We start from the raw sequence: 20,771 nt of genomic DNA on the forward strand, positions 1-20,771 counted from the left end.
TAATAATGAGAACAGTATTAATCAATCGGGCGGTGCTGACGGTAACCCTATGTTACCTGGCGGTGGGCGCGCGGGCTCAGGACGTGCTGGAGAGCTACATCCGTGACGGGTTGACCAGCAACCTGGTGCTACAGCAACGGCAGATATCGCTCCAGCGGGCGGATTATGCACTGAAATCAGCCAAAAGCATGTACCTGCCTTCCATGGCCCTGCAGGTCGGGTACCAGACGGCCGACGGGGGCCGCAACATTCCGCTACCCATCGGCGATCTGCTCAATCCGGTTTACAGCACCCTGAACCAGCTGACGCAATCCGGCCGGTTTCCCCAGATTGAAAACGAAACCATCAACTTTTTGCCCCGGAATTACTACGACGCGCATGTACGGACAACCATGCCGCTCATCAATACAGCCATTGCGCATAACAAGCGTATTCATGAACAGCAGGTGAGGCTCAGCGAACTGGAAGTGGATATTTATAAACGCGAGCTGGTCAAAGACATCAAAGTGGCTTATTTCAATTACCTGAGTACCCTACAAGCGGTTGACGTATACCGGTCGGCGCTGGCGTTGGCAGAAGAGGGCCGGCGCACCAATCAGCGGTTGGTCGATAATGGCAAAGGATTACCCGCTTATGTGCTGCGGGCAAACAGCGAAGTGGCCGAGGCCCGGGCCAGGCTTACGGATGCGGAGCTGCAGGTGCGCAATGCACAGCGCTATTTCAACAGTTTGCTCAATCGGGAGGCCGATGCGGAGATAGATACCGCATTCAACCGGGAACACGCACTGCTGGGCGCAGCGGGTACCATTCGCGGCGCCCAGCCCCACCAGCGGGAAGAATTGACATCACTGGCCACCGCCATAGGGATCCGTGAAACCGCCTTGAAAATGGATCGGCAATTTGCGGTGCCCCGGCTCAACGCCTTTCTGGATTTGGGTTCGCAATCGGAGGGTTTCCATTTTAACGATCAGACCCGGTACTATCTTATCGGCCTTCAACTGGAAATGCCGCTGTTCAGCGGCGGCCGGAATAAGTATAAAATAGCACAGTCGAGGCTTGACGTGCAGGAAGCGCGGTTGCAGTTGCAACACGCCCAGCAACAATTGGAACTGGCCAGTTCCGCGGCGCGTCATCAGCTCGAATCGGCCTGGCAAAATTATCAGTCGGCCCAAAGCCAGTTGGAGGCCGCCAGTGCCTACCAGCGACTTATTACAAGGGGATATCAGGCGGGTTCAAATAGTTATATTGAAACTGTGGATGCCCGCAATCAGTATACTGCCGCCAAGCTGGCCCTTGTCATCAGTACCTTCCAGGTGCTGTCGGCCGCAGCGACGCTTGAACGTGAACAGGGAAGTTATCCGCTTATCCAATAACAATGAAACAAACAGGAATGAACAGATTTCGCTACTTACCCGTTGGCTTGGTGCTGCTGCTCGCGATGAGTGCATGCGGCCATCGGACACCGCACACAGACGTGCCTACGGGCAGTGACCCGATTCCGGTGACATTGCTGCCATTGGCGGCTACGGATACTGCGCTGGCCATTATGGCCACGGGCACATTCACCACCGACGATGAAACGGTGCTGGCCTTTAAGAACGGGGGGATTATCCAACAAATCCATGTAAAGGAGGGCGATGCTTTCAAAAAAGGGCAGCTGCTGGCTTCGCTGGAACCGACAGAAATCCATACGGCGGTAAGGCAATCGGAGCTGGCGCTGGAAAAGGCCGAGCGCGATTACCAGCGGGCGAAGCAGCTTTACATTGACAGCGTGGCAACCTTGGAACAACTGGAAAATGCCGAAACCGCCTTGGCGGCGGCTCAGGAGGATGCCAAGCGGGCGTCTTATCATCTCGGGCATACCTCAATAAGGGCCGCTTTTGACGGGTATGTACTTCAGCGTCCGGCCAGTACGGGACAGGTCGCAGGCCCCGGAACACCGGTGCTGGTGGTCAGTGGGACGGGCCGCCAGGGATGGCTGTTGAAGGTGGGAGTGAGCGATAGGCAATGGGCCGCGCTGCGGCTGGGCGACGTTGCGGAAGTGACGAGCGATGCCGTTCCCGGCGAGCCGATGAAGGCGGTGGTGCATCGCAAGTCTGAGGGCATAGACCCACAGTCGGGTACATTTACCGTGTATTTAAAACTGTCAGACCGAGAACGTCCCGGACTGGCCTCCGGAATGTTCGGTAAGGCCCGTATCAGACTGTCCCAAACCATGGGCGCATGGCCCGTCCCTTATGCCGCATTGCTTGATGGCGACGGCGGAAAGGCATATGTGTTTGTGACTGAAGACGGCAAGACAGCCAAACGGGTGCAGGTGCAGGTGGGAGAAATCCAGAACGATCACGCCGTGATAACCGGCGGACTCGAACAGGCAACATCAATTATCGTTGCCGGAAGCCCTTACCTGCGCGATGGTTCGGAAATTACGGTAAAATAAGACAGCCATGGATCTCATCAGGTACCCCATTAGAAACTATCAGTTTACCCTCATCGTTGTGCTCATGATTGTCGCCGTGGGGGTGAGCAGCATCCTGACCATGCCCCGGGCGGAAGACCCCGAAATGCAGCCACCTAATTTTCCGGTGGTGGTTGTCTATCCCGGCACTACCCCTAAAGACATGGAGCAATTGGTGGTGAAGCCCCTGGAAAGCCGGTTGTATGACCTGGATAACATGAAACGCATACGCACGACCATCGTAAATGGGCTTGCCGTGCTATTTGTGGAGTATGAACACGGCACGAACTACGATAATAAATATCAGGAACTTATCCGCGAAGTAAGTGCTATGCGCCCCAATCTGCCCGAAGATATTTACAGCATAGACGTGCAGCAGATTGATCCGACGGGGGTAAACGTCCTGCAGGTGGCGTTGGTATCGGAAAACGCTTCCCGCAAAGTGATGAAAGACGTTGCCGATAAGTTGAAAGAAGAATTGGAGAAGGTGAGGGCGCTGAAAGAGGTAAAGGTAAGCGGCCTTTCCGATCAGCTGGTCAGGGTCGATGTAGAACCGGCGCGATTGGCGCAATTGGGGATTCCGCTCAACCGGGTCGTCCAAGCCATACAGAGTGAGGGGGCCAATATTCCCGGCGGCAGCGTGCATGCGGGGGATAAGGTGTTCAGCATCAAAACCAGCGGCAATTACCAAAGTGTAGAAGATATCAGAAACACCATTGTTTCGAGCACGGGGGGGAAAAACATACACCTGCGGGATATTGCTGACGTGTATACCGATTTCGCACCGGAGACGCATATCACCCGGCTGAACGGCTATCGTGCGGTGTTTGTCAACGCCGCGCAGAAGGCGGGAGAAAATATCAGCCGTACCCAAGAGGCTTACCTCCAGGTACTTGACCGGTTTGAGCAGCAGCTTCCGGAGAATATTGCACTCATCCTGCATTTTGATCAGGGAGAGAACGTTAACAAGCGCCTCAGCGGTTTGGGGGTCGATTTTTTGATTGCCGTAACGCTGGTGCTTATCACGTTGTTACCGTTGGGTATACGCGCCTCACTGGTCGTGATGATTGCCGTGCCCCTGTCGCTGGCCATGGGCATCATCACCCTCAACATGTTCGGCTATTCGTTGAATCAGCTGAGTATTGTCGGGTTCGTGGTGGCGTTGGGCCTTGTTGTGGATGACAGTATCGTGGTCGTCGAAAATATCGAGCGCTGGATGCGTAACGGTTTCTCCCGCGTGGAAGCGGCCATCCGGGGCACGCACCAAATCGCCCTGGCCGTGGTTGGTTGTACGGTCACATTGGCCATTGCCTTTATGCCCCTAATGTTCATGCCCGAAGTGGCAGGCGACTTCATCCGGAGTTTGCCCATGGCCGTTATCGGATCGGTTATGGCGTCCATGCTGGTAGCGCTGCTGGTAGTACCGTTCTTGTCCAGCAGGCTCCTGAAGCCACATGAACATCCGGACGGTAATGCCGTGCTGCGTTGGTTGCAACGGACCATCCATAGCACTTACGCAGTATTGTTAGACAAGGCACTGCGGCGGCCGCGGCAAACAGTGGCAATCGCACTGGTTATTTTTCTGGGCGCACTGGCACTCATCCCCGTTATCGGGTTCAGTTTATTCCCCGCTTCAGAAAAGCCGCAGTTTCTCGTCCGCATCAACGCCCCGTTGCAAGCCCATATTTACACTACAGACAGCATTGCCCGCCGCATAGAACGGGAGCTTGCCGAGCTGCCGCAGGTGCAGTATGTGGCATCCAACGTGGGCAAAGGCAATCCGCGGGTGTATTACAACGTAGAGCAGGCCAATGAGCGGGCCGATTTTGCCGAGCTGTTTGTGCAACTGCAGCCCGATACGTCGCCCAAGGAAAAGGAGGCACTCATCGAACAGCTCCGCCAGCGGTGGACACCCTACCTGGGTGCTAAGGTAGAAGTGAAGAATTTCGAACAGGGTGTGCCGGTGATCTCTCCGGTGGAAGTGCGCCTCTTCGGTGAGAACCTGGATACGCTGAAACAGCTGGCGGCGCGGGTAGAAGCCATGATGGAGCACACGCGCGGGGCACTGTATGTGAACAATCCCGTGCGCAACGATAAAACCGATATCCAGGTAGAAATAGACCGCGAGAAAGCCTTGGCCCTGGGGGTGCCGACCGCCAATATCGACCGCACGGTGCGGCTGGTACTGGCTGGGGTTGATGCAACCACTTACACCGATCCGGCTACGGATGACGACGATTACCTTGTCCGGGTAAGTGTGCCCCGCGCGGCTTATCCGGATCTTTCGGTATTCGAGCAGGTTTATGTAGACAATGCAGCCGGGCAGGGCATCCCATTCAGTCAATTGGCCGTGTTGAAGCTTGTGCCTTCGCCGTCAGCGATATACCACATCAATAAAGAGCGAACCGTATCCGTCAACTGCTTCGTGGATGCGGGTTATACGAACAGTGCTGTGATAAACGATGTAATCCGGCAGATGGATGATATGCCCTTGCCGGCAGGTTACCGCTACGAGATGGGCGGGGAGGTAGAAAGCACGGAACAGTCCTTCGGCGGTTTCGGTACCGTTATTCTAATAACCGTGTTTTTATTCATCGCCGTGCTGGTGCTGGAGTTCAAAACACTGAAGAGCACGCTGATTGTACTTTCCGTTATTCCGCTGGGTATTGTAGGCGCGGTACTCGCATTGCTGGTCACGGGCAACACGTTATCCTTCGTGGCCACGGTGGGGCTGGTGGCGCTGGCGGGCATCGAAGTGAAGAATACCATCCTGCTGGTAGATTTTACCAATCAGTTGCGGCGCGAAGGTGTGCCCTTGAATGAAGCCATTGAAAAAGCAGGGGAAATGCGTTTCCTGCCTATCATTTTAACGTCGCTTACGGCCATCGGCGGACTACTGCCCATCGCTTGGTCGAGCAATCCGCTGATATCGCCGTTAGCGGTTGTCATGATAGGCGGACTCATAAGCTCCACGTTATTGTCGCGGGTTGTTACCCCCGTGGTTTATAAGCTGATGCCGCCAAGGATTTAGCGGCACTATTTATCCTTCCGGGTCTGCCCGGTGCGCACACCCCCGGCATTGGGCAGGCCCTGAACCCTTTTTTGCTTCTTTACATCGGTAAAGGCCTTATCTGCGGTTGCTCCGCCCATCTCGCCCTTACGGCTTTTATCTTGTGTGCCTGTTACACGCTTCTTTTCCATGATTGCCTCCTTTTGTCTGTTATTGCTATAACAGCAGATGGCGGCTATTGTTTTTCAGGCGTTTTCCCTCGTTTCTTTTTCTCCCGGGCCTCCAGCAGATCCCGCAGGTTCCAGCGCTTGAGCAGGATTTTCGTGGAGTACCGTTTGAGGTGGTATTTCTCCGGTTCGCCGATCAGGAACCCAAAGGCATTCATGGACGGAATCGCATCGAAGATAACCTTGATGGTGGCGGTAAGCGGCAATGCCAAAATCAATCCGGCAAGACCGAAGAGCATTCCACCCAGGAGGATGGATATGATGGCCATCAGCGGATTGATGCTCACCTTGCTGCCCACGATGTTGGGCGTAATGACATTGCCTTCCAGAAATTGCACGACCTGGAACCAGATGATGACCCCCAGGGCATACCAAGCACTGTCTTTGGTAGCCAGCGCAAAGAGTGCCGGAAGGATGGAGCCGATGGCGATGCCGATGTAGGGGAGCAGCATCAGCAGGGAAGCCAGCGTGCCGAAAAACCAGGCATATTGGATGCCCATGATGAGCAAGCCTGCGGTGTTGAGCACCGCCACGATGCCCATCACCGTAACCAGCCCCAATAGGTAACTTTGCACCACACTGTATATTTTATTCAGGGTTTTATGCACCGTTTCCTGCGGGGTGGAGCGGAAGGCACGGAAGAAAAACTCCCGGAAAAACACGCGATAATACAATAAAAAAAAGGAAAACAACGGAACCAGGATGGCTCCCGCCAGGATGTTGCCCAACGAGCCGAACGCCGTTGTGATATATGACGCTGCATTGGATAGAATCTGATTGGCCTGCCCGCGCAAGCGCTCCGCAACTTCAGTCGGTTCCAGTCCGAATTGATCGTGAAGCCACCGCTGTATGGTGTCAAAAATGGAGAGGAATTTAGCCTGGATTTCCGTGCCGTCCCTCCCGATGACGATGACCTGGTGGACGATGAACCAGATCAGCCCGGATAGTATCGCAATGGCAAGTAAGACCGAAAGTAAGGCCGATAACGCTTTACCAAGGCGCAGCCTTTCCAGGACGATGGCCACGGGATAAAGCGAAATGGCGATAAGGATAGAAAACATCAGCGGAAGCAGTACACTTTGCAGTACGTACATCAACGCGATGATTAGCGCCATGGAGATGAGGGTGGCTGCCAACTCCAGGGCATAGGGCCGTTTGGGGGGAGATTCTTGCATAGCGAAACTTGATAAAACCTGTAAACCTGATGTTGCTTTCTTTCAAAGATAAGGAAAATAATATTCCATTTGCGCCCAAACCCGCAGGCCGTCAGGACACCAGCGTAAAATCGATCTGCCGCTTGGCCAGATCCACTTTTTTCACGCGGATGGTTACCTCGTCTCCCAACTGGTAGCGCTTTTTCTTCCGTTGTCCGATAATCGCGTAGTTCTTTTCATCCAGCGCGTAGAAGTCATCCGTAATGTCGCGCAGCCTCACCATTCCTTCGCACTTGTTTTCCTCGATTTCGACGTACATGCCCCATTCCGTCACCCCCGATATGATGCCCACGTACGTTTCGCCCACCTGGTCCTCCAGGAATTCGGCTTGTTTGTATTTGATAGACGCCCGCTCTGCATCAGCAGCCTTTTTCTCCATCTGCGAGCAATGCACGCAGTACTGCTCATAAGCCTCAGCATTGGCCGGTTTGCCGCCGGAGAGGTAATGATCAAGCAAACGGTGCACCATCACATCCGGGTAGCGCCGGATGGGGGAGGTGAAATGGGTATAGTAGTCGAATGCCAACCCGTAATGGCTGGTTTTCTTGGTGGTATAGATGGCTTTCGCCATGGAACGGATAGCCAGCGTGGTCAGCACGTTCTGTTCTTTGGTACCTTCAATGCGTTCCATGAGTGCATTGAGCGAGCGGGCCGTTTCACGGTCGGACTTCGTGTTGAGCTTATACCCGAAGCGGGCGGCAAACTGGGCGAAGCCGGCAATGGTCTCTTGGTTGGGCGCATCGTGCACCCGGTATACGAAGGTCTTTTTGTTGTTGCCCTTGCCCTGCTTGCCAATGAATTCAGCCACGCGCTTGTTGGCCAGCAGCATGAAGTCTTCGATGAGTTTATGGGCATCCTTACGCTCTTTGACGTATACGCCCAAGGGTTTGCCGTTTTCATCGAGGTGGAATTTGACCTCCGTGGTTTCAAAGGAGATGGCGCCATGCTTGAACTTCCGTTCACGCAAGATATAGGCCAGTTGGTTGAGGGTGAGCAGCTCTTCGCTGAATTCGCCCGTCTTCGCGTCAAGGATTTCCTGCGCTTCCTCATAGCTGAAGCGCCGGTCGGAATGGATGATGCCCCTTCCGAACCATTCCTGGATGATATTGGCCTTGGCGTCGATTTCGAACACTGCCGAAAAAACGAGCCTGTCTTGCCGTGGCACCAGGGAGCACAGGTCGTTGGACAGGCGCTCGGGCAGCATGGGTATCACGCGGTCCACCAGGTACACCGAGGTGCCCCGCTCGAACGCTTCCTTATCAAGTGCAGTATCCGGGCGCACATAGTGGGTAACATCGGCGATGTGCACTCCAATCTCGTAATTACCGTTGTCCAGTTTTCGGAACGAGAGCGCATCATCAAAATCCTTTGCGTCCGCCGGGTCGATGGTAAACGTGGTAACGGCACGGAAATCCCGCCGTTTAGCGATCTCTTCCGGCGTGATTTCGGCAGGGAATTCCACCGCCTCGCGTTCCACGGCTTTCGGAAATTCCAGCGGGAAACCAAAATCCGCCAGAATGGCGTTCATCTCCGTATTATTTTCACCTTTTTTGCCCAGCACATGTTTCACGCGGCCCACCGGATTTTTGCTATCCTGCGGCCATTCGGTGATGGTAACCACCACCTTCTCGCCATCCTGCGCCCCGTTCAGGTCCGCCAAAGGCACGAAGATATCGTGCAGCATTTTCCGATCATCAGCAATGAAGAAGGCAAACCTGGGGGAGATGGAGACGGTGCCGGTAAACTCAGTGCGCGCACGTTCAAGGATTTCCACCACTTCCCCCTCTTTGCGCTTGCCCCGGCGTTTCTCATAGGCATGCACCTTCACGCGGTCGCCATGCAGCGCCTGGCGCAGTTTACGCGGAGCGATGTAGATGTCGTCTTCGAACTCGTCTTCCGGTACGATGAACGCCGAGCCATCGGCTGTCATATCCACCCGACCAACGACAAATGCCTTCAGTTCTTTCAGGACATATTTGCCTTTTTCCACCTCCTTGAAGCGGCCAGCCTGAACTTCCTCTTTCAGGATGTCCAGGATTGCAGTGCGCGATTCCGGGTCCGTCAGGTTAAGCTTGGCAGCCACCTGTTTGTAGTTCAACGGCTTGTTTCCGGATTTTTCGATAACGTCCGCAATAAGCTGGGTAAGTATATGTTTGAATGCATCCGCTTTTTTGCTTGCCATGGTTGTATTTTAGATTTTAGATAAGAGACATGCCGTCCCCGTTTATTTTTCATTTATAGTCGTTAATATATCCCCGATCACCGACCACCGATCACCGACCACCGACCACCGACCACCGATCACCGACCACCCACCACCCACCACCCACCACCGATCACCCACCACCGATCACCGACCACCCACTACTCCGCGAAACTGACGTCTGCCGGATCAATCAACGGTTCATTGCGCAATCTCCTCAAGATCTGTGCCGTGGTAATCACATCTTTTTCGCAGTAAACCCGTATCCTATCCAGGTTATGTTCTTCATAATACACCCGGTGTACGTCTTCCCCGCTGATATCGTCTTTCGGGGTAGGTATACCCAGCACGGCAGCCATCAGGTTAAGCGAAACGTTATTACGGAAGTCGCCGAACCGCCACAGCTCCATGGTGTCTATCAAGTTAACCTCCCACGGCTTTTTGCCCGTTATGTCCAGTTGCAGCGGTATGGGAAGTCCATTGATCAGCATCCGCTTGCAGATATACGGAAAGTCAAAACATTTGCCATTATGTCCGCAGAGCGTGAGGGTAGGGGGCTGCTTCTGCAACAGCTGGGCAAAATCAGCCAACAACTCACGCTCGTCGGTTTGCGCGAATGACTTTAACCGGAATCCCATGCGGCCCTGCCGCTGATGGAATACACCCACGGAAAGGCAAACGATTTTACCAAATTCCGCATGGAGTCCCGCCGTGGGATATACATCTGCCGCGGTTTCGCCTTCCTGCAATGTCTTCCGCACCTTGTGCGCCCATAGTTCCTGGAACAACCCCGGCAACTCGCCGTAGCTGGCCTGTTGAGATACCGTTTCGATATCCAATACCATTACCTGTTGGAGGTCGATGAGTTCGAGCATAATTGTTTTGCCGTACAAGGTAGAAAATTTTTTGCATAACAGCCGCAATCTGTAACGCTAAGTTCCCCGCACCGGTTGTGCTAAAACATCAATGTGATTAAATGGTTTATATCCTTTATTAAATAATATCTGATAATTAGTCTGTTATTTTTAATAAGCTAACGTTTAGCTGTTTAATAATTGGCGATTTTAGCGCTAAAGGTGCCATGGCCCATTGGTGGGGCTTTCTAACGAAAACGTGCCCTTCGGGCGGCGGTTGCTAAAAAATGAAATATTGCAGCCTTAGTTTAAATGATTTGGTTAGTTTATTGATTTGAAGTGTTATAACGGTTAAAAATATACATTTTAGCAAACAAATGGCTTTTCGTTTAGCAGCGTTAGGTGCATACGGAGGAGGCTGTATCCGGCCCGCCTGCGTTGCTTGGCGGGTTGATAGCCGTTACTTGGTAAGCGCGCGGCAATGTGCGCAAAGCCCTACGGCATTGACGCCGACGGAATGGAGCTGGTACCCTTCGGGCAGGTTGATTGAGGGAATCTTAAAATCATCGAGACAGTAGACACTGTTGCAGGACGAGCAGATGAAATGCACATGTTCGTCATGGTGGTGGTGTTCATCGCAGGCAGTTGAACACAGGGCGTAGGTAGCCGTTCCATGAAGATCGAATATTTTATGCAGGATGCCTTTCTCTTCAAAGGTGGCCAATACACGGTATAACGTAACGCGGTCAACCGAATTGCCCAGCAGTTTTTCAAGATCGGGCTGGGATATAGCCGTGTCTTTATCCGAAATGATATGCAGTACACGGAGCCGCGGCTGCGTTACCTTCAGTTTATTTCGGCGGAGCAGGCGGACAAACTTGTCGTCAGCCGCACCTTGAGTATTTTCCGTTGCTGACAGCATGATGTGATAAAGGAGTATCAGCCCACCGCATTACGTTGTGGGCTGATGGTGAAACTATTTTATTTTCCCGCCGCCTTGGCGTGGTCTGCCAAAAACTGGGCAAGGCCGTTATCGGTGAGCGGGTGTTTGAGTAATCCCAATATAGCAGACAGCGGCCCTGTCATTACATCGGCACCGATTTTAGCGCATTCAATGATGTGCGTTACGTGGCGGATGGAAGCAGCCAGGATTTGGGTTTCAAAGCCGTAGTTGTCATAGATAAGCCGGATGTCTTCAATGAGGCCGAGACCATCGGTAGAGACGTCATCCAACCTTCCGATGAAAGGAGACACATACGTGGCGCCTGCTTTGGCCGCAAGCAGCGCCTGTCCGGAAGAAAATACCAATGTGCAATTGGTCTTTATGCCCTTGCTGCTGAAATACTTGATGGCTTTTACGCCCTCTTTGATCATCGGAACTTTTACCACGATCTTGTCATCAAGTTTAGCCAGCGCTTCGCCCTCCTTTACGATGTTGTCGAAATCCGTTGAAATCACTTCGGCGCTTACGTCGCCGTCCACAATGTCGCAGATGGCCTTATAATGGCTGATGATGTTTTCTTCCCCGGTGATTCCTTCTTTTGCCATAAGGCTCGGGTTGGTGGTAACCCCGTCCAGTACGCCCAGATCCTGGGCTTCTTTTATCTGCTGCAGATTGGCGGTATCAATGAAAAATTTCATGTCTGAAAATGGATATAGGATTATATATGAAAAACATTAAATTTTAGTTTGTAAAATTAACGAAAAAGCGGTAAAAACCGAAATCCCAAAACCGTTTTGATTTTTTAATCGCAAGGGGGGTGGTATGACTTTTGTTTGTACATGGGGGTGGATATCTTCCGGGCGCTGAAACATCGTAATTTCCGGCTGCATTTTACAGGGCAAGCGGTCTCGCTGATGGGTACCTGGATGCAGCGTGTTGCCGTAAGCTGGCTGGTATACCGGCTCACGGAGTCGGCGTTGATGCTCGGGTTGGTATCATTCCTTGCCTTGATTCCATCGCTCATCCTCTCGCCTTTTATCGGAAGTTTTGTTGATAGGCATCAGAAATACCGCATCGTGGTCATCACCCAATTCGGTCTGATGCTCCAGGCCGGTGCACTGGCATTGCTGGTCTTTTCGGGCTACTACAGCGTGTGGTGGATTGCGGCACTCAGCTTCATCCAGGGCGTGATCAATACGTTTGACGTAACGGCGCGGCAATCCCTGATGGTAGAACTGGTGGATGACAAAGCAGACCTTCCCAATGCCATTGCGCTCAATTCATCCGCCTTCAATGCTGCGCGGATGCTCGGGCCGGCCATAGGCGGCATATTGCTCAGTATGTACGGCGAAGCCGTTTGCTTTGCGGTCAATTTTATAAGTTTCATTGCCGTTATCGGTTCCCTGCTGTGCATGCGGCTGGTGCCGAAGCCCATTGCCGCCAAGCAGGAGAGCACATGGCGAGGGTTTAAGGAAGGGTTCAGTTACCTCAGGCATTCGCCGCATCTACTATCACTTATCCTGCTGCTCACGGCCTCCAGCCTATGCATTATTCCCTATACCACCCTGCTGCCGGTTATTGCCCGCGAAATGTTCCATGGCGATGCCGCCACGTTCAGCTTGTTTGAGAGCTCGGCGGGTTTGGGGGCGATGATCGGTGCCATTTATATGGCGCGGACGCGGATAGGTATCAACCTACGCTTCCGGGTAATGAAAGCCTCGGCTTTATTTGCCTCCGGCATACTGGTGCTCTCGTTTGCATCCTGGCTGCCACTGGCGCTATTGAGCACATTGCTGGCGGCTATGGGCATGATGGTACAGAATTCAAGCATAAATACGTATATCCAGACGCACGCCATGCCGGCGTACCGTGCACGGGCCATCAGCTATTATATCATGGCATTCCAGGGTATCTTCCCGCTCGGAAGCCTGCTGGTAGGGGCGCTCGCCAACGCTTGGGGTATCCATTACACCCTGCTGTTCCAGGGGATTGCCGGAGCCACCATTACGCTCAGTTTTATTTTGTATATCTACCTGCACATCAACCGGAAATATGTGCCCGTTTAATCCTTTGCAAACCGGAGCCGCCGTTCCCCATAGGGCAGGGCTGGCATACCCTGTGTGCCCGCATGCAGGCACAGCATACAAAGCCGGGCGGTAAGTCACGTTTGCGGCAACGGGCGTAAATCCAGTTCCATCATGATGTCCGCACGGCCATAGATGCCCGGCGTTACCGGAATTTCCCGGAAACCGAACGTGCGGTAAACCGACAATGCCGCAGCCAGCAGGCGGTGAGAAAAAAGCACCAGCCTCCCGGCGTCCATGCTCCGGGCGGTTTCGATGGCCTCCCCGCACAGCAGTTTGCCGATGCCCCGCCCTTGGTGTTGCTGGTCGACTGCCATTTTTGTCAACTCCAACGTGCCGTCGTCCATACGTTTCAGGGCCACCGTACCCACAACAGCCCCCTCCGACAAAGCAAACAATATCTGGCCGCCGCCCTTCAATATGGTTTCTTCCGGCCGGGTCAGCACCTCCTCATCAATCGGTTCGATGCTGAAATATTTGATTAACCAATCCTTGTTTAATCGTTCAAAATCAGACCTGTATAATCTATTGTAAGTCGTAATAGTTATCATATTCCAGTGGTGGTTAGGAGACGGTTCGCTTTACCTGATAACCTTTATTGATAAAAAATACACCGCTTAACGTAACCATGAGTGCCAAGCCCGTTATCCAGGTCAGCCGTTCGTCCAGGAAAAAATAGCCCAGCAGCAGGGCGATAAACGGATTGACGTAGGCATATACCGATGCCAAGCCGGAAGGGAGGTGCTTCAATGCATATAAGAAACAACCGTAAGAAGCCAGCGACCCGAAGAGAATAAGATAAAGCAGCGCCCAGAGGCTATCCGGGGCGATGGCGTCCAGGCGCGAATAATCGTCGAAGAACAAGCTGGCCAGCAGCAGCACCACACCCCCGCTGGACAATTGGAACGCCACGTTCACCAACGTTTTAGCCGAAGAAGGCCGGTGCTTGGTATATACCGTGCCTGCCGCCCAGCAGAAACACGCGAAGAAAGCAGCCAATATGCCGTACAGGTAATCGGTGTTGGCCAGATCAGCGAGGTTATCCCTGAAGATGAGCGCCACACCCGCCGCACCGAGCAGCAGTCCGGTGAGCACATAGCCGTTGACCGCTTTCCGTTCATTGCCCCATACATAGCCGATAATCACCACATAGATGGGCATTACCGACACGATGAGTGCCGCCAACCCACTGGGAATATACCGTTCGGCCCATCCGACCACCCCGTTGCCCAGGGCTATCATCAAGGTACCGGCGACGAACTGTCGGGTAATATCGCGGCGGCTGATAGCGATTTTCTGTCCCACTAAAAGCAGCACCGCCATCATCAATGCGCCCGCCGTAACTTGTCTGATGCCCGAAAAGAGGAACGCAGGAAATGTCGCCACGCCGATGCGCATGGCGAAATAGGTGGTGCCCCACACCACGCAAACGACAGATAGGGCCAGATAAGCATTTACCGTCTTTTTATCCATAGCAGATGCATACGTATAGTGAAAGCAAAGTTGCAACAAAAAGTGGTTATGCGATGGATACAGTTTCCCCTAATTTTGTCGGTGCAGTTACCGGCTTGCCCGGAGTCCAGGTCTTCTCCGGATATCTTTTTGCATAATCAAGAGCAAGCTGCGTCATGTAGTGGCTGCCGCTGTAACGGACGATGTGTTCTTTTATCGTTTCAGGGCATTCGATGTCCGCCTGCTGGCTCAGATAACCCATGCCGTAAAACTGGCCGCTTTCGATCCAAACGCAGCTATATTCACCTTCACTACGTCCCTTATCGAAGATAGCAAACGTCGGAAGGTGCTGCGTCAGGCCATCTATGGCCTTCCGCACCTGCTGATTATAAGCGGCCGGGGCCGTGTGCCGGTCGCAGCCGTCCTCAGCCGCCGGATCCGTTGGCTGTTGCCGGAAGCCCGCTGCCGCCAACCCGAACACGCAGCGCTTGGCGTGCAGGTTAAACTCCCTTATTAATCTATGCAGTAAGTTCACGGCATCCAACTGGTTACCGAACAACGCAATATGTTTGTAATGCTTGCCATGTTTGCCGATAGCTAAGCGCATGTATCCCTCCTGGTCTTCGTAAGCGTAAAGGGCATATTTGGGTTCGAACCGTTTCAGTGCACGGTTATAGGCCGGCCAAAGACGTTTAATCTCTGCCGCTTCCAGCAGCAGCGCCATCAGTTCGGTGCCGCACGGCGTGCAGGAGACCGAGTGGATGTGGCGCATGAAATGCTGCCGTTGGGGATTGGGGTTATGCCCGCTGAAGTGCTGCATCACCCGGTTCCGGATATCGCGCGCCTTACCCACATAAATAACCCGGCCACTCCGGTCGTGGAAGTAATACACGCCGGCGGTGTGCGGCAAAGCTTCAAATTGCTCTTTCGGCAAGTTCGGCGGAAGTTGCTGGTGCTTGGATGTCTTTTTCAGCATTTCCGCCACAACACCCTGAGTATCCCAGGTCAATAACCTGGAAAACAACAGCGCCGTTGCCTGTGCGTCGCCCCCCGCGCGGTGGCGGTTGCTGATGGGAATATCCAACGCATCGCAGAGCCTGCCCAGGCTGTAGGAGCGAAGCCCCGGCTTAATCTGCCTGCTCATCCGTACGGTACACAGCTTGGGCGCGGTAAACGGGTATCCCGCCGCGTCCAGGTGATACTTAAGGAACGAATAATCAAAATTCACCTGATGGGCCACGAAGACCCGGCCGTTCAGCAGAGCGTAAATGCGGGGAGCCAGCTCATCGAACACCGGGCTGCCCGCCACCATCTCGTCAGTAATGCCTGTCATCGCCTGGATGTACAGCGGGATGGGCTGTTGCGGATTAACAAGTGATTCAAAGCGTTCGGTTACCTCATGCCCGTTATGGATGAGGATGGCGATTTCCGTAACGCCGTTGCCTGACGCATGGCCCCCTGTGGTTTCAATATCCACAATAGCATATTCGGTAGCGGTTGCCGTGCGTCCCATATCCGCAAATATACTAAAATTATTAGTTCAAGCAATCGATATGTTTAATTTGCCGGCATCGAGCAACGCCGTTACGGTACCATCGGCGGCGGACCGCCGGTAGGGTCGTCGGCAGCCACAGCCCGTTTACGGCAGGGCACGATCAGGAAATACACGCACGCCAACACCCAGGTTGCCCAGAACAGGTATACACCGGCGTGGAAGTTCGTTTTCATCATCCGGTGCGAGGTGGTGGTAAAATCAAGGTAGGTAAAGTAAGCCCCCGTGAGTGCGAACAGCAGGACGAGCAAGATAACCGCCATCGCTATGCGGCGGCCGGACAACCGCTTGACAAGCCACAGCACGGCCACCACAGCCAGCTGCACGGCAAACAGCAGCAGGGCGGTTTTCCACCAGATTTTGAAGATGCCGTATTCCCGGTACACCACACTGATGCCCACCTTCCCGATGAGCGACATCTGCGAGATCAGCACGCCGGAAACCGTAGAAAGGAGCGCCTGCACGGCAACGAGGGTACTCAAGCCTTTCATCACGCGGCCAGTTATTTGGTCACCTCCCAGCCCGTCTCTCCGTTGAAGCGCAGGCTGTAGGTTTTCTTGATGAACGACGCATTGTTGCCCGATCCCTTGGGCGCAAAATCGGCAAAGTCCGTTTCCGCCTTTTTCAGGGTCACCGTGGCTTTCGCCCGGTTTTTCCCCGTCTGCTCCACATGCACCCCACCGTCTTCATCCAACGCATACTCAATGGTCTTGACCCTGGCCCGCTTATCCGTTTTTTCCAGCACGAAAGGGATGGACTTGTCGGTCAGCTTAATCAGGTACACGAACGTGCTGTCTTTAGACAAGAAGCGTTTCCGTTCTTTGAGCAGTTCCAGCGTTACGTAGCCGCCCTTTTCCAGTGCGCGGTAAGCCTCCAGCAGGCCGGTATCCGACTTCTGGTTGAATTTCACCTCGCCGTAGTCAATGTTGGCCGTTTCATACACCGGATTGGCCGCGGCGTAATGTTTAATGGCGGCAAGCGCCACATGCTCGCTGATAGACTTGTCGCTGCCGCAAGCCGCAAACAGCAGCGATGCCGCCGTGGCGATGCGGGCTATTCGGATGAAGGGGGTATTCGTCATACGTTAAACTTTTTCCAAAGATAGGGAATTAACAAATTCCATTCCAAGTACGGCGTTTACCCGAACATGTCGCCCATCTGGAACATGGGCAGGTACATGGCAATGAGAATCAGCCCAACGAACAAGCCGAGGAAGACGATGATAAGCGGTTCCAGCAGCGCTGCGATGGTAGCCGACTGGTATTCCACCTCGTCGTTGTACTGGTCTGCCACCTTGCCGAAGAAATCGGCCAGTTGGTTCACCTCTTCGCCCACCTTCACCAGCGCCACCAGCTTGGCATCGTAGATAGAAAAGGCCGCCAGGTTGCTGTGCAGGGGGCTGCCATGCATCACACCCGCTTCCACCGCGGTGAGCGACCGTTCTATCGGGTAAAAGCCCACCATCTGCCGGCACAGTTGCAGGGCCCGCACGAGCGGGATTTTAGCTCCCGTGAGCAGGGCCATGGAGTTACAGAACCGGGCGAGGTACACCTTGCGTATCATGGGGCCGAACACGGGCAGGCGAAGCATCAGCCAGGCCGTCCACCGGCGGTGCCCCTCCCGGTTGCGCCGAGCATACAGCCAGGCCGCCAGTGCCGCCAGCGCCAGCAGCACCAAGGGCGCGTAGGTTCGTGACAACTCCGATACCGACACGATGAACTGCGTGATGGCCGGCAGGTCGCCGCCCGACCGCTGAAAGATGTCGGCAAACATCGGCACGATGAAATTCATCATGAAAAAGACAGCGCCAAATGAAACGAGTACCACAATGAACGGGTAGGTGAGGGCACTGGTAATCTGCCGTTTCTGTTTCATCCGCTTGCGGAAGAACACGGCCAGGTCCTGCAACACCGAGGCTATTTTGCCCGTTTCCTCGCCAATCTGCACGCTGTGGTATTCATAAGGAGTAAAGGGTCGGTGCTGCTGCATGGCCGCAGAAAGCGAGCTCCCCTGCACAACGGCCCGCTGCACGGCGGAGAGCATCGCCGCATTTTTTTTATGCTGCTGCTGGCCGATGAGCATGTCGAACGCCGCCTTGAGGTCGATGCCCGCCTGGAGCAGGATGCCCAGTTCGTGGTAAAACGCCTCCTTCTGTTTGTCGCCGAATGGCGATACCAGCGTATAATCCTTGGTAAGCCATGTGGTTTGCTGACCTGCCATAGGCCCGCCCGTGGCGGGCTTCGCCTTCGCCCGGAAGCGGTGTATGTCTATGCCGTTGCTCATTCTGTTGTGATGGTATCCGTAAGCCGCGTCAAGGTCGCGGCATCATAGTGTTTCTGTACGCTTAGGGGCACGGCGTGGCCATGCACGTTTACGAAAAACGCCGTCTCGTCGGCCATGCCCTGCATGGCCATCTGTCGCTCGCCGGCAAACCAGCACGCCAGGCTATCCACCCGTATGCGGAACGTGTCGGCTACTGCGGCCGTCAGCCGCACGCAATGGGAGTCAAGCAACAGGTAGTGCGTCGCCATATCATCCGCCAAAAAGTCAATCCCCGCGCCGTTGTACCGGATTTCCGCCGCCGCACGGGCATCGGTCTGCAGCGCCCGTTGCAGGCGGTTAAACTCGCCGAAGGCGCCCAGCCGCGCCGCCAGCGCATCGCCCTGCCCCTGTACAAAGCGGATGGCCGCATAAACGAAAGATACCGCCAGCGCGGTCAATACCAGTGCCACCATCATCTCCAGGATGGTGAACGCCCGCAGGTTAACCTTAATCCTGTTTGTTTTCATGGCTCTTTATAATGATTTCGCGGTATACCGCAGTTTCCCCTGTGGCCGTCCTTTGGCCCCTAAGTTCCAGCACCGCCAACAGGGTGTCGCCATGGTAAGGCGTCACCACCTTATCCACTTGTATGCCGTTGCCCAGCTCATACTGTGCCTGCTCACTCCCCCCCGAGCGTTTACTCTCCTGCGCCAGCGCCCTGAGTTCGAGGAGCATGTTCACCGCGTTGTCTGGCCTTTTCAGCGCCATGGTGGCGTAGAATGTCGCCGAGATGGCCACCACCAGCGTGATGATTACCAGCGCCACAAGCACCTCCACCAGCGTGGACGCTTTCAGCCGTTTCCCTACAAGTCGTTCAACCATGCCAATACGTTGCTAAGTCTTCCTGTATTGAGCAGCGCGCTGCCCGTATAGTAAGGCGAAAGGCGGGTTTCGTCCATCACGCCGCCCAGCACAAAGTTCTCATAAAGGCTCGAAGGCGTCTGCAAGGTAAACCTGCGGCACAGCGTCACCCCGTGCACCGCCCCCTGCAGTTCCAGCAATCCGTCGGCATATACCTGCCCCTTCACCACGGCTCCCTCGGCCAGCGCCACCTTAGCAAAATACTGGTCGCTGCCCGGGAAGTGCGAAAACACCAGTCCATGCACTACGCTGGCGCTGTCTATACGCAGCAGCGGCTGGAACTCAAATACCAAGCTATCTTTGGGGATATGGACAACCCCCAGTGCCGAAGGGTAGCCGAAGGCGCAATCACGGCCCACAATGATGGAGTCGCGCGCAAATGCCTGCACCCTTCCGCGGAAGTTATCGGCAAACCGGATGCTCGGCGCAAAGAGCAACACCTGGTCGAGGGCCGCATCCGCCGTCACCGTAATGGCGCTATCAGCCACCAGCACGATGTTGCCGGCCAGAGACATGGTTACGGTCATGCTGTCTATGCTGTGCAGTAGCAGGGGGCGGGCGAAAAACGGTTGGGTCAGCGTATCACCCAGCACAAGCCAATCCAAGGCGTCGCCCCGCCATTCGGCTGCCGATTCCGGCAGAAGGTAACGCGTAAGCCTTTCCAGCACAGCTGCGTCCAATGGCGGGAGGCTGGTGGTACTGTGGCGCATGGTTCCACCATGGATTACCTCTTCATAGGCATACGCCTGGTTTTCAATATACGCCTTCCGGATACCCGCCTCCGGCAGAAACGCGTCGCCTTGGATTCGGGTTTTGCCTGACAGCGACAGCGGTCGATGCTCATCCGCCAGGTACAGCGCATACCGTTCGCCGGGAGTCAATGCCTTGCCCATGAGAAATACATGGCTGAGCGTGTCGTGCCCTTCAAACGCACGCGCTATACCAATATCATAGATGCCCCAAGGTGCTCTGATAAGCAGCACCGAATCCCGTTGATCGTCAAACAGGCCCAGGCGCGCTGTGTCTATGCCGTTTGCCGTTTCACCCACCAGCAGCAGGTTGGTTGCCGAAGCCAGGTTCTGCCGCAGCCGCTCGTGGCGCATGGTCTCTGCGGCATATTGGCGGTGGTACTGGAACACTAGCAACAGCGCGGCGGTGATGGCCGCGATGACAGTGGCTACCAGGAGAGCCAGCAGCAGCGCACCTGCACGGAGGTATATGGGAGGGCTTGGCATGTAGACCGTTTAATGGCTGTGAATGTAAAAAAATTTTCCACATGCTCCAATTCACTGGTTGAAGTAGTGTCAATTTAGACACATATTTACCAAAGTTGTCTTGAGTATGCCAGTGCCTGCCTGGGACGGCCTCGGCAAGGTTAGCTAGTTCTACAGACGTTAATCCGGTAGGTACATAGAGCTTACTAGGCTGCGGCTCGTTTTCGGCGATCTTTTTTTTGAAAATTAACTATCTTTATTTAATATTACAGTGGATTAAGACTATAATTCCCCCCAATCGTTGGACAGATTTTTCATAAACTAAGTGAGATATTTCCGGTATCCCACCCACAAACATTAACCTAACCTGCCTGCGC

At 54.3% G+C, this 20,771-nt stretch carries 19 protein-coding genes; 4 read left to right on the forward strand and 15 right to left on the reverse strand.

The genetic code is table 11. The features are described 5' to 3' along the window. Nucleotides 1-5 precede the first annotated feature (5 nt). The 3 genes from BM030_RS08925 to BM030_RS08935 are packed head-to-tail and all read left to right on the forward strand — an operon-like array spanning nt 6 to nt 5,489. On the forward strand, nt 6-1,373 hold the full coding sequence (locus BM030_RS08925) for a TolC family protein (protein ID WP_090973240.1): 1,368 nt from the start codon (nt 6-8) through the stop codon (nt 1,371-1,373). Nucleotides 1,374-1,390: 17 nt separating this feature from the next. Next, entirely contained in the window at nt 1,391-2,440 is a 1,050-nt protein-coding gene (locus BM030_RS08930; protein ID WP_090973268.1) for an efflux RND transporter periplasmic adaptor subunit, read from the forward strand. 7 nt (nt 2,441-2,447) lie between these two features. Further along, nucleotides 2,448-5,489, forward strand: a complete 3,042-nt coding sequence (locus BM030_RS08935; protein ID WP_090973241.1) for an efflux RND transporter permease subunit — start codon at nt 2,448-2,450, stop codon at nt 5,487-5,489. 5 nt (nt 5,490-5,494) lie between these two features. Here the strand turns inward: BM030_RS08935 and BM030_RS19855 are convergent, their stop codons facing one another. The 6 genes from BM030_RS19855 to fsa all read right to left on the reverse strand — a co-directional run bounded on the left by BM030_RS19855 (nt 5,495) and on the right by fsa (nt 11,607). Beyond that, nucleotides 5,495-5,659 (reverse strand): hypothetical protein, encoded by a 165-nt coding sequence (locus BM030_RS19855; protein ID WP_170845678.1) that lies wholly within the window; start codon nt 5,657-5,659, stop codon nt 5,495-5,497. A gap of 44 nt (nt 5,660-5,703) precedes the next feature. Further along, nucleotides 5,704-6,870: an AI-2E family transporter gene (locus tag BM030_RS08940; RefSeq protein ID WP_090973242.1), complete on the reverse strand. Its 1,167-nt coding sequence runs from the start codon at nt 6,868-6,870 to the stop codon at nt 5,704-5,706. Between the two features lie 91 nt (nt 6,871-6,961). Beyond that, nucleotides 6,962-9,091, reverse strand: coding sequence for a ribonuclease R (rnr, locus tag BM030_RS08945; RefSeq protein WP_090973243.1), 2,130 nt, complete (start codon nt 9,089-9,091; stop codon nt 6,962-6,964). A 182-nt stretch (nt 9,092-9,273) separates the two neighbouring features. Further along, nucleotides 9,274-9,987 carry a 3'-5' exonuclease gene (locus tag BM030_RS08955; protein ID WP_090973269.1) on the reverse strand — a complete coding sequence of 238 codons (714 nt, stop codon included), beginning with the start codon at nt 9,985-9,987 and terminating at the stop codon, nt 9,274-9,276. Nucleotides 9,988-10,426: 439 nt separating this feature from the next. Further along, entirely contained in the window at nt 10,427-10,888 is a 462-nt protein-coding gene (locus BM030_RS08960) for a Fur family transcriptional regulator (RefSeq protein ID WP_090973244.1), read from the reverse strand. A 59-nt stretch (nt 10,889-10,947) separates the two neighbouring features. Then, nucleotides 10,948-11,607, reverse strand: a complete 660-nt coding sequence (gene fsa / locus BM030_RS08965) for a fructose-6-phosphate aldolase (RefSeq protein WP_090973245.1) — start codon at nt 11,605-11,607, stop codon at nt 10,948-10,950. A 141-nt stretch (nt 11,608-11,748) separates the two neighbouring features. On the opposite strand from fsa, the gene BM030_RS08970 reads away from it, so the two are divergent. Then, complete coding sequence (locus BM030_RS08970; protein ID WP_244518802.1) at nt 11,749-12,975, forward strand: MFS transporter; 1,227 nt, start codon at nt 11,749-11,751, stop codon at nt 12,973-12,975. Nucleotides 12,976-13,070: 95 nt separating this feature from the next. On the opposite strand, the gene BM030_RS08975 is transcribed toward BM030_RS08970, so the two are convergent. From BM030_RS08975 to BM030_RS09015, 9 genes are all read right to left on the reverse strand, one after another. Beyond that, nucleotides 13,071-13,544 (reverse strand): GNAT family N-acetyltransferase, encoded by a 474-nt coding sequence (locus BM030_RS08975; RefSeq protein WP_090973246.1) that lies wholly within the window; start codon nt 13,542-13,544, stop codon nt 13,071-13,073. 13 nt (nt 13,545-13,557) lie between these two features. Continuing rightward, entirely contained in the window at nt 13,558-14,466 is a 909-nt protein-coding gene (locus tag BM030_RS08980; RefSeq protein ID WP_090973247.1) for an EamA family transporter, read from the reverse strand. 46 nt (nt 14,467-14,512) lie between these two features. Further along, the gene (locus tag BM030_RS08985) at nt 14,513-15,958 is read right to left on the reverse strand and encodes an exonuclease domain-containing protein (protein WP_090973248.1); all 1,446 of its coding nucleotides are present in this window, start codon (nt 15,956-15,958) and stop codon (nt 14,513-14,515) included. Nucleotides 15,959-16,029: 71 nt separating this feature from the next. After that, the gene (locus BM030_RS08990; RefSeq protein WP_211657562.1) at nt 16,030-16,488 is read right to left on the reverse strand and encodes a hypothetical protein; all 459 of its coding nucleotides are present in this window, start codon (nt 16,486-16,488) and stop codon (nt 16,030-16,032) included. Between the two features lie 11 nt (nt 16,489-16,499). Then, entirely contained in the window at nt 16,500-17,078 is a 579-nt protein-coding gene (locus tag BM030_RS08995) for a hypothetical protein (RefSeq protein WP_090973249.1), read from the reverse strand. 56 nt (nt 17,079-17,134) lie between these two features. Further along, entirely contained in the window at nt 17,135-18,280 is a 1,146-nt protein-coding gene (locus BM030_RS09000) for a type II secretion system F family protein (RefSeq protein ID WP_090973250.1), read from the reverse strand. After that, complete coding sequence (locus BM030_RS09005) at nt 18,277-18,786, reverse strand: PulJ/GspJ family protein (RefSeq protein WP_090973251.1); 510 nt, start codon at nt 18,784-18,786, stop codon at nt 18,277-18,279. The genes BM030_RS09000 and BM030_RS09005 overlap by 4 nt, the downstream gene beginning before the upstream one ends. Further along, nucleotides 18,767-19,141 (reverse strand): type II secretion system protein, encoded by a 375-nt coding sequence (locus BM030_RS09010; RefSeq protein WP_090973252.1) that lies wholly within the window; start codon nt 19,139-19,141, stop codon nt 18,767-18,769. Before BM030_RS09010 ends, BM030_RS09005 begins: the two co-directional genes overlap by 20 nt. After that, nucleotides 19,123-20,415, reverse strand: a complete 1,293-nt coding sequence (locus BM030_RS09015; protein WP_090973253.1) for a hypothetical protein — start codon at nt 20,413-20,415, stop codon at nt 19,123-19,125. The genes BM030_RS09010 and BM030_RS09015 overlap by 19 nt, the downstream gene beginning before the upstream one ends. Nucleotides 20,416-20,771: the final 356 nt, after the last annotated feature.

The organism is Parapedobacter composti, from assembly GCF_900112315.1.
Classification (GTDB): Bacteria; Bacteroidota; Bacteroidia; order Sphingobacteriales; family Sphingobacteriaceae; genus Parapedobacter; species Parapedobacter composti.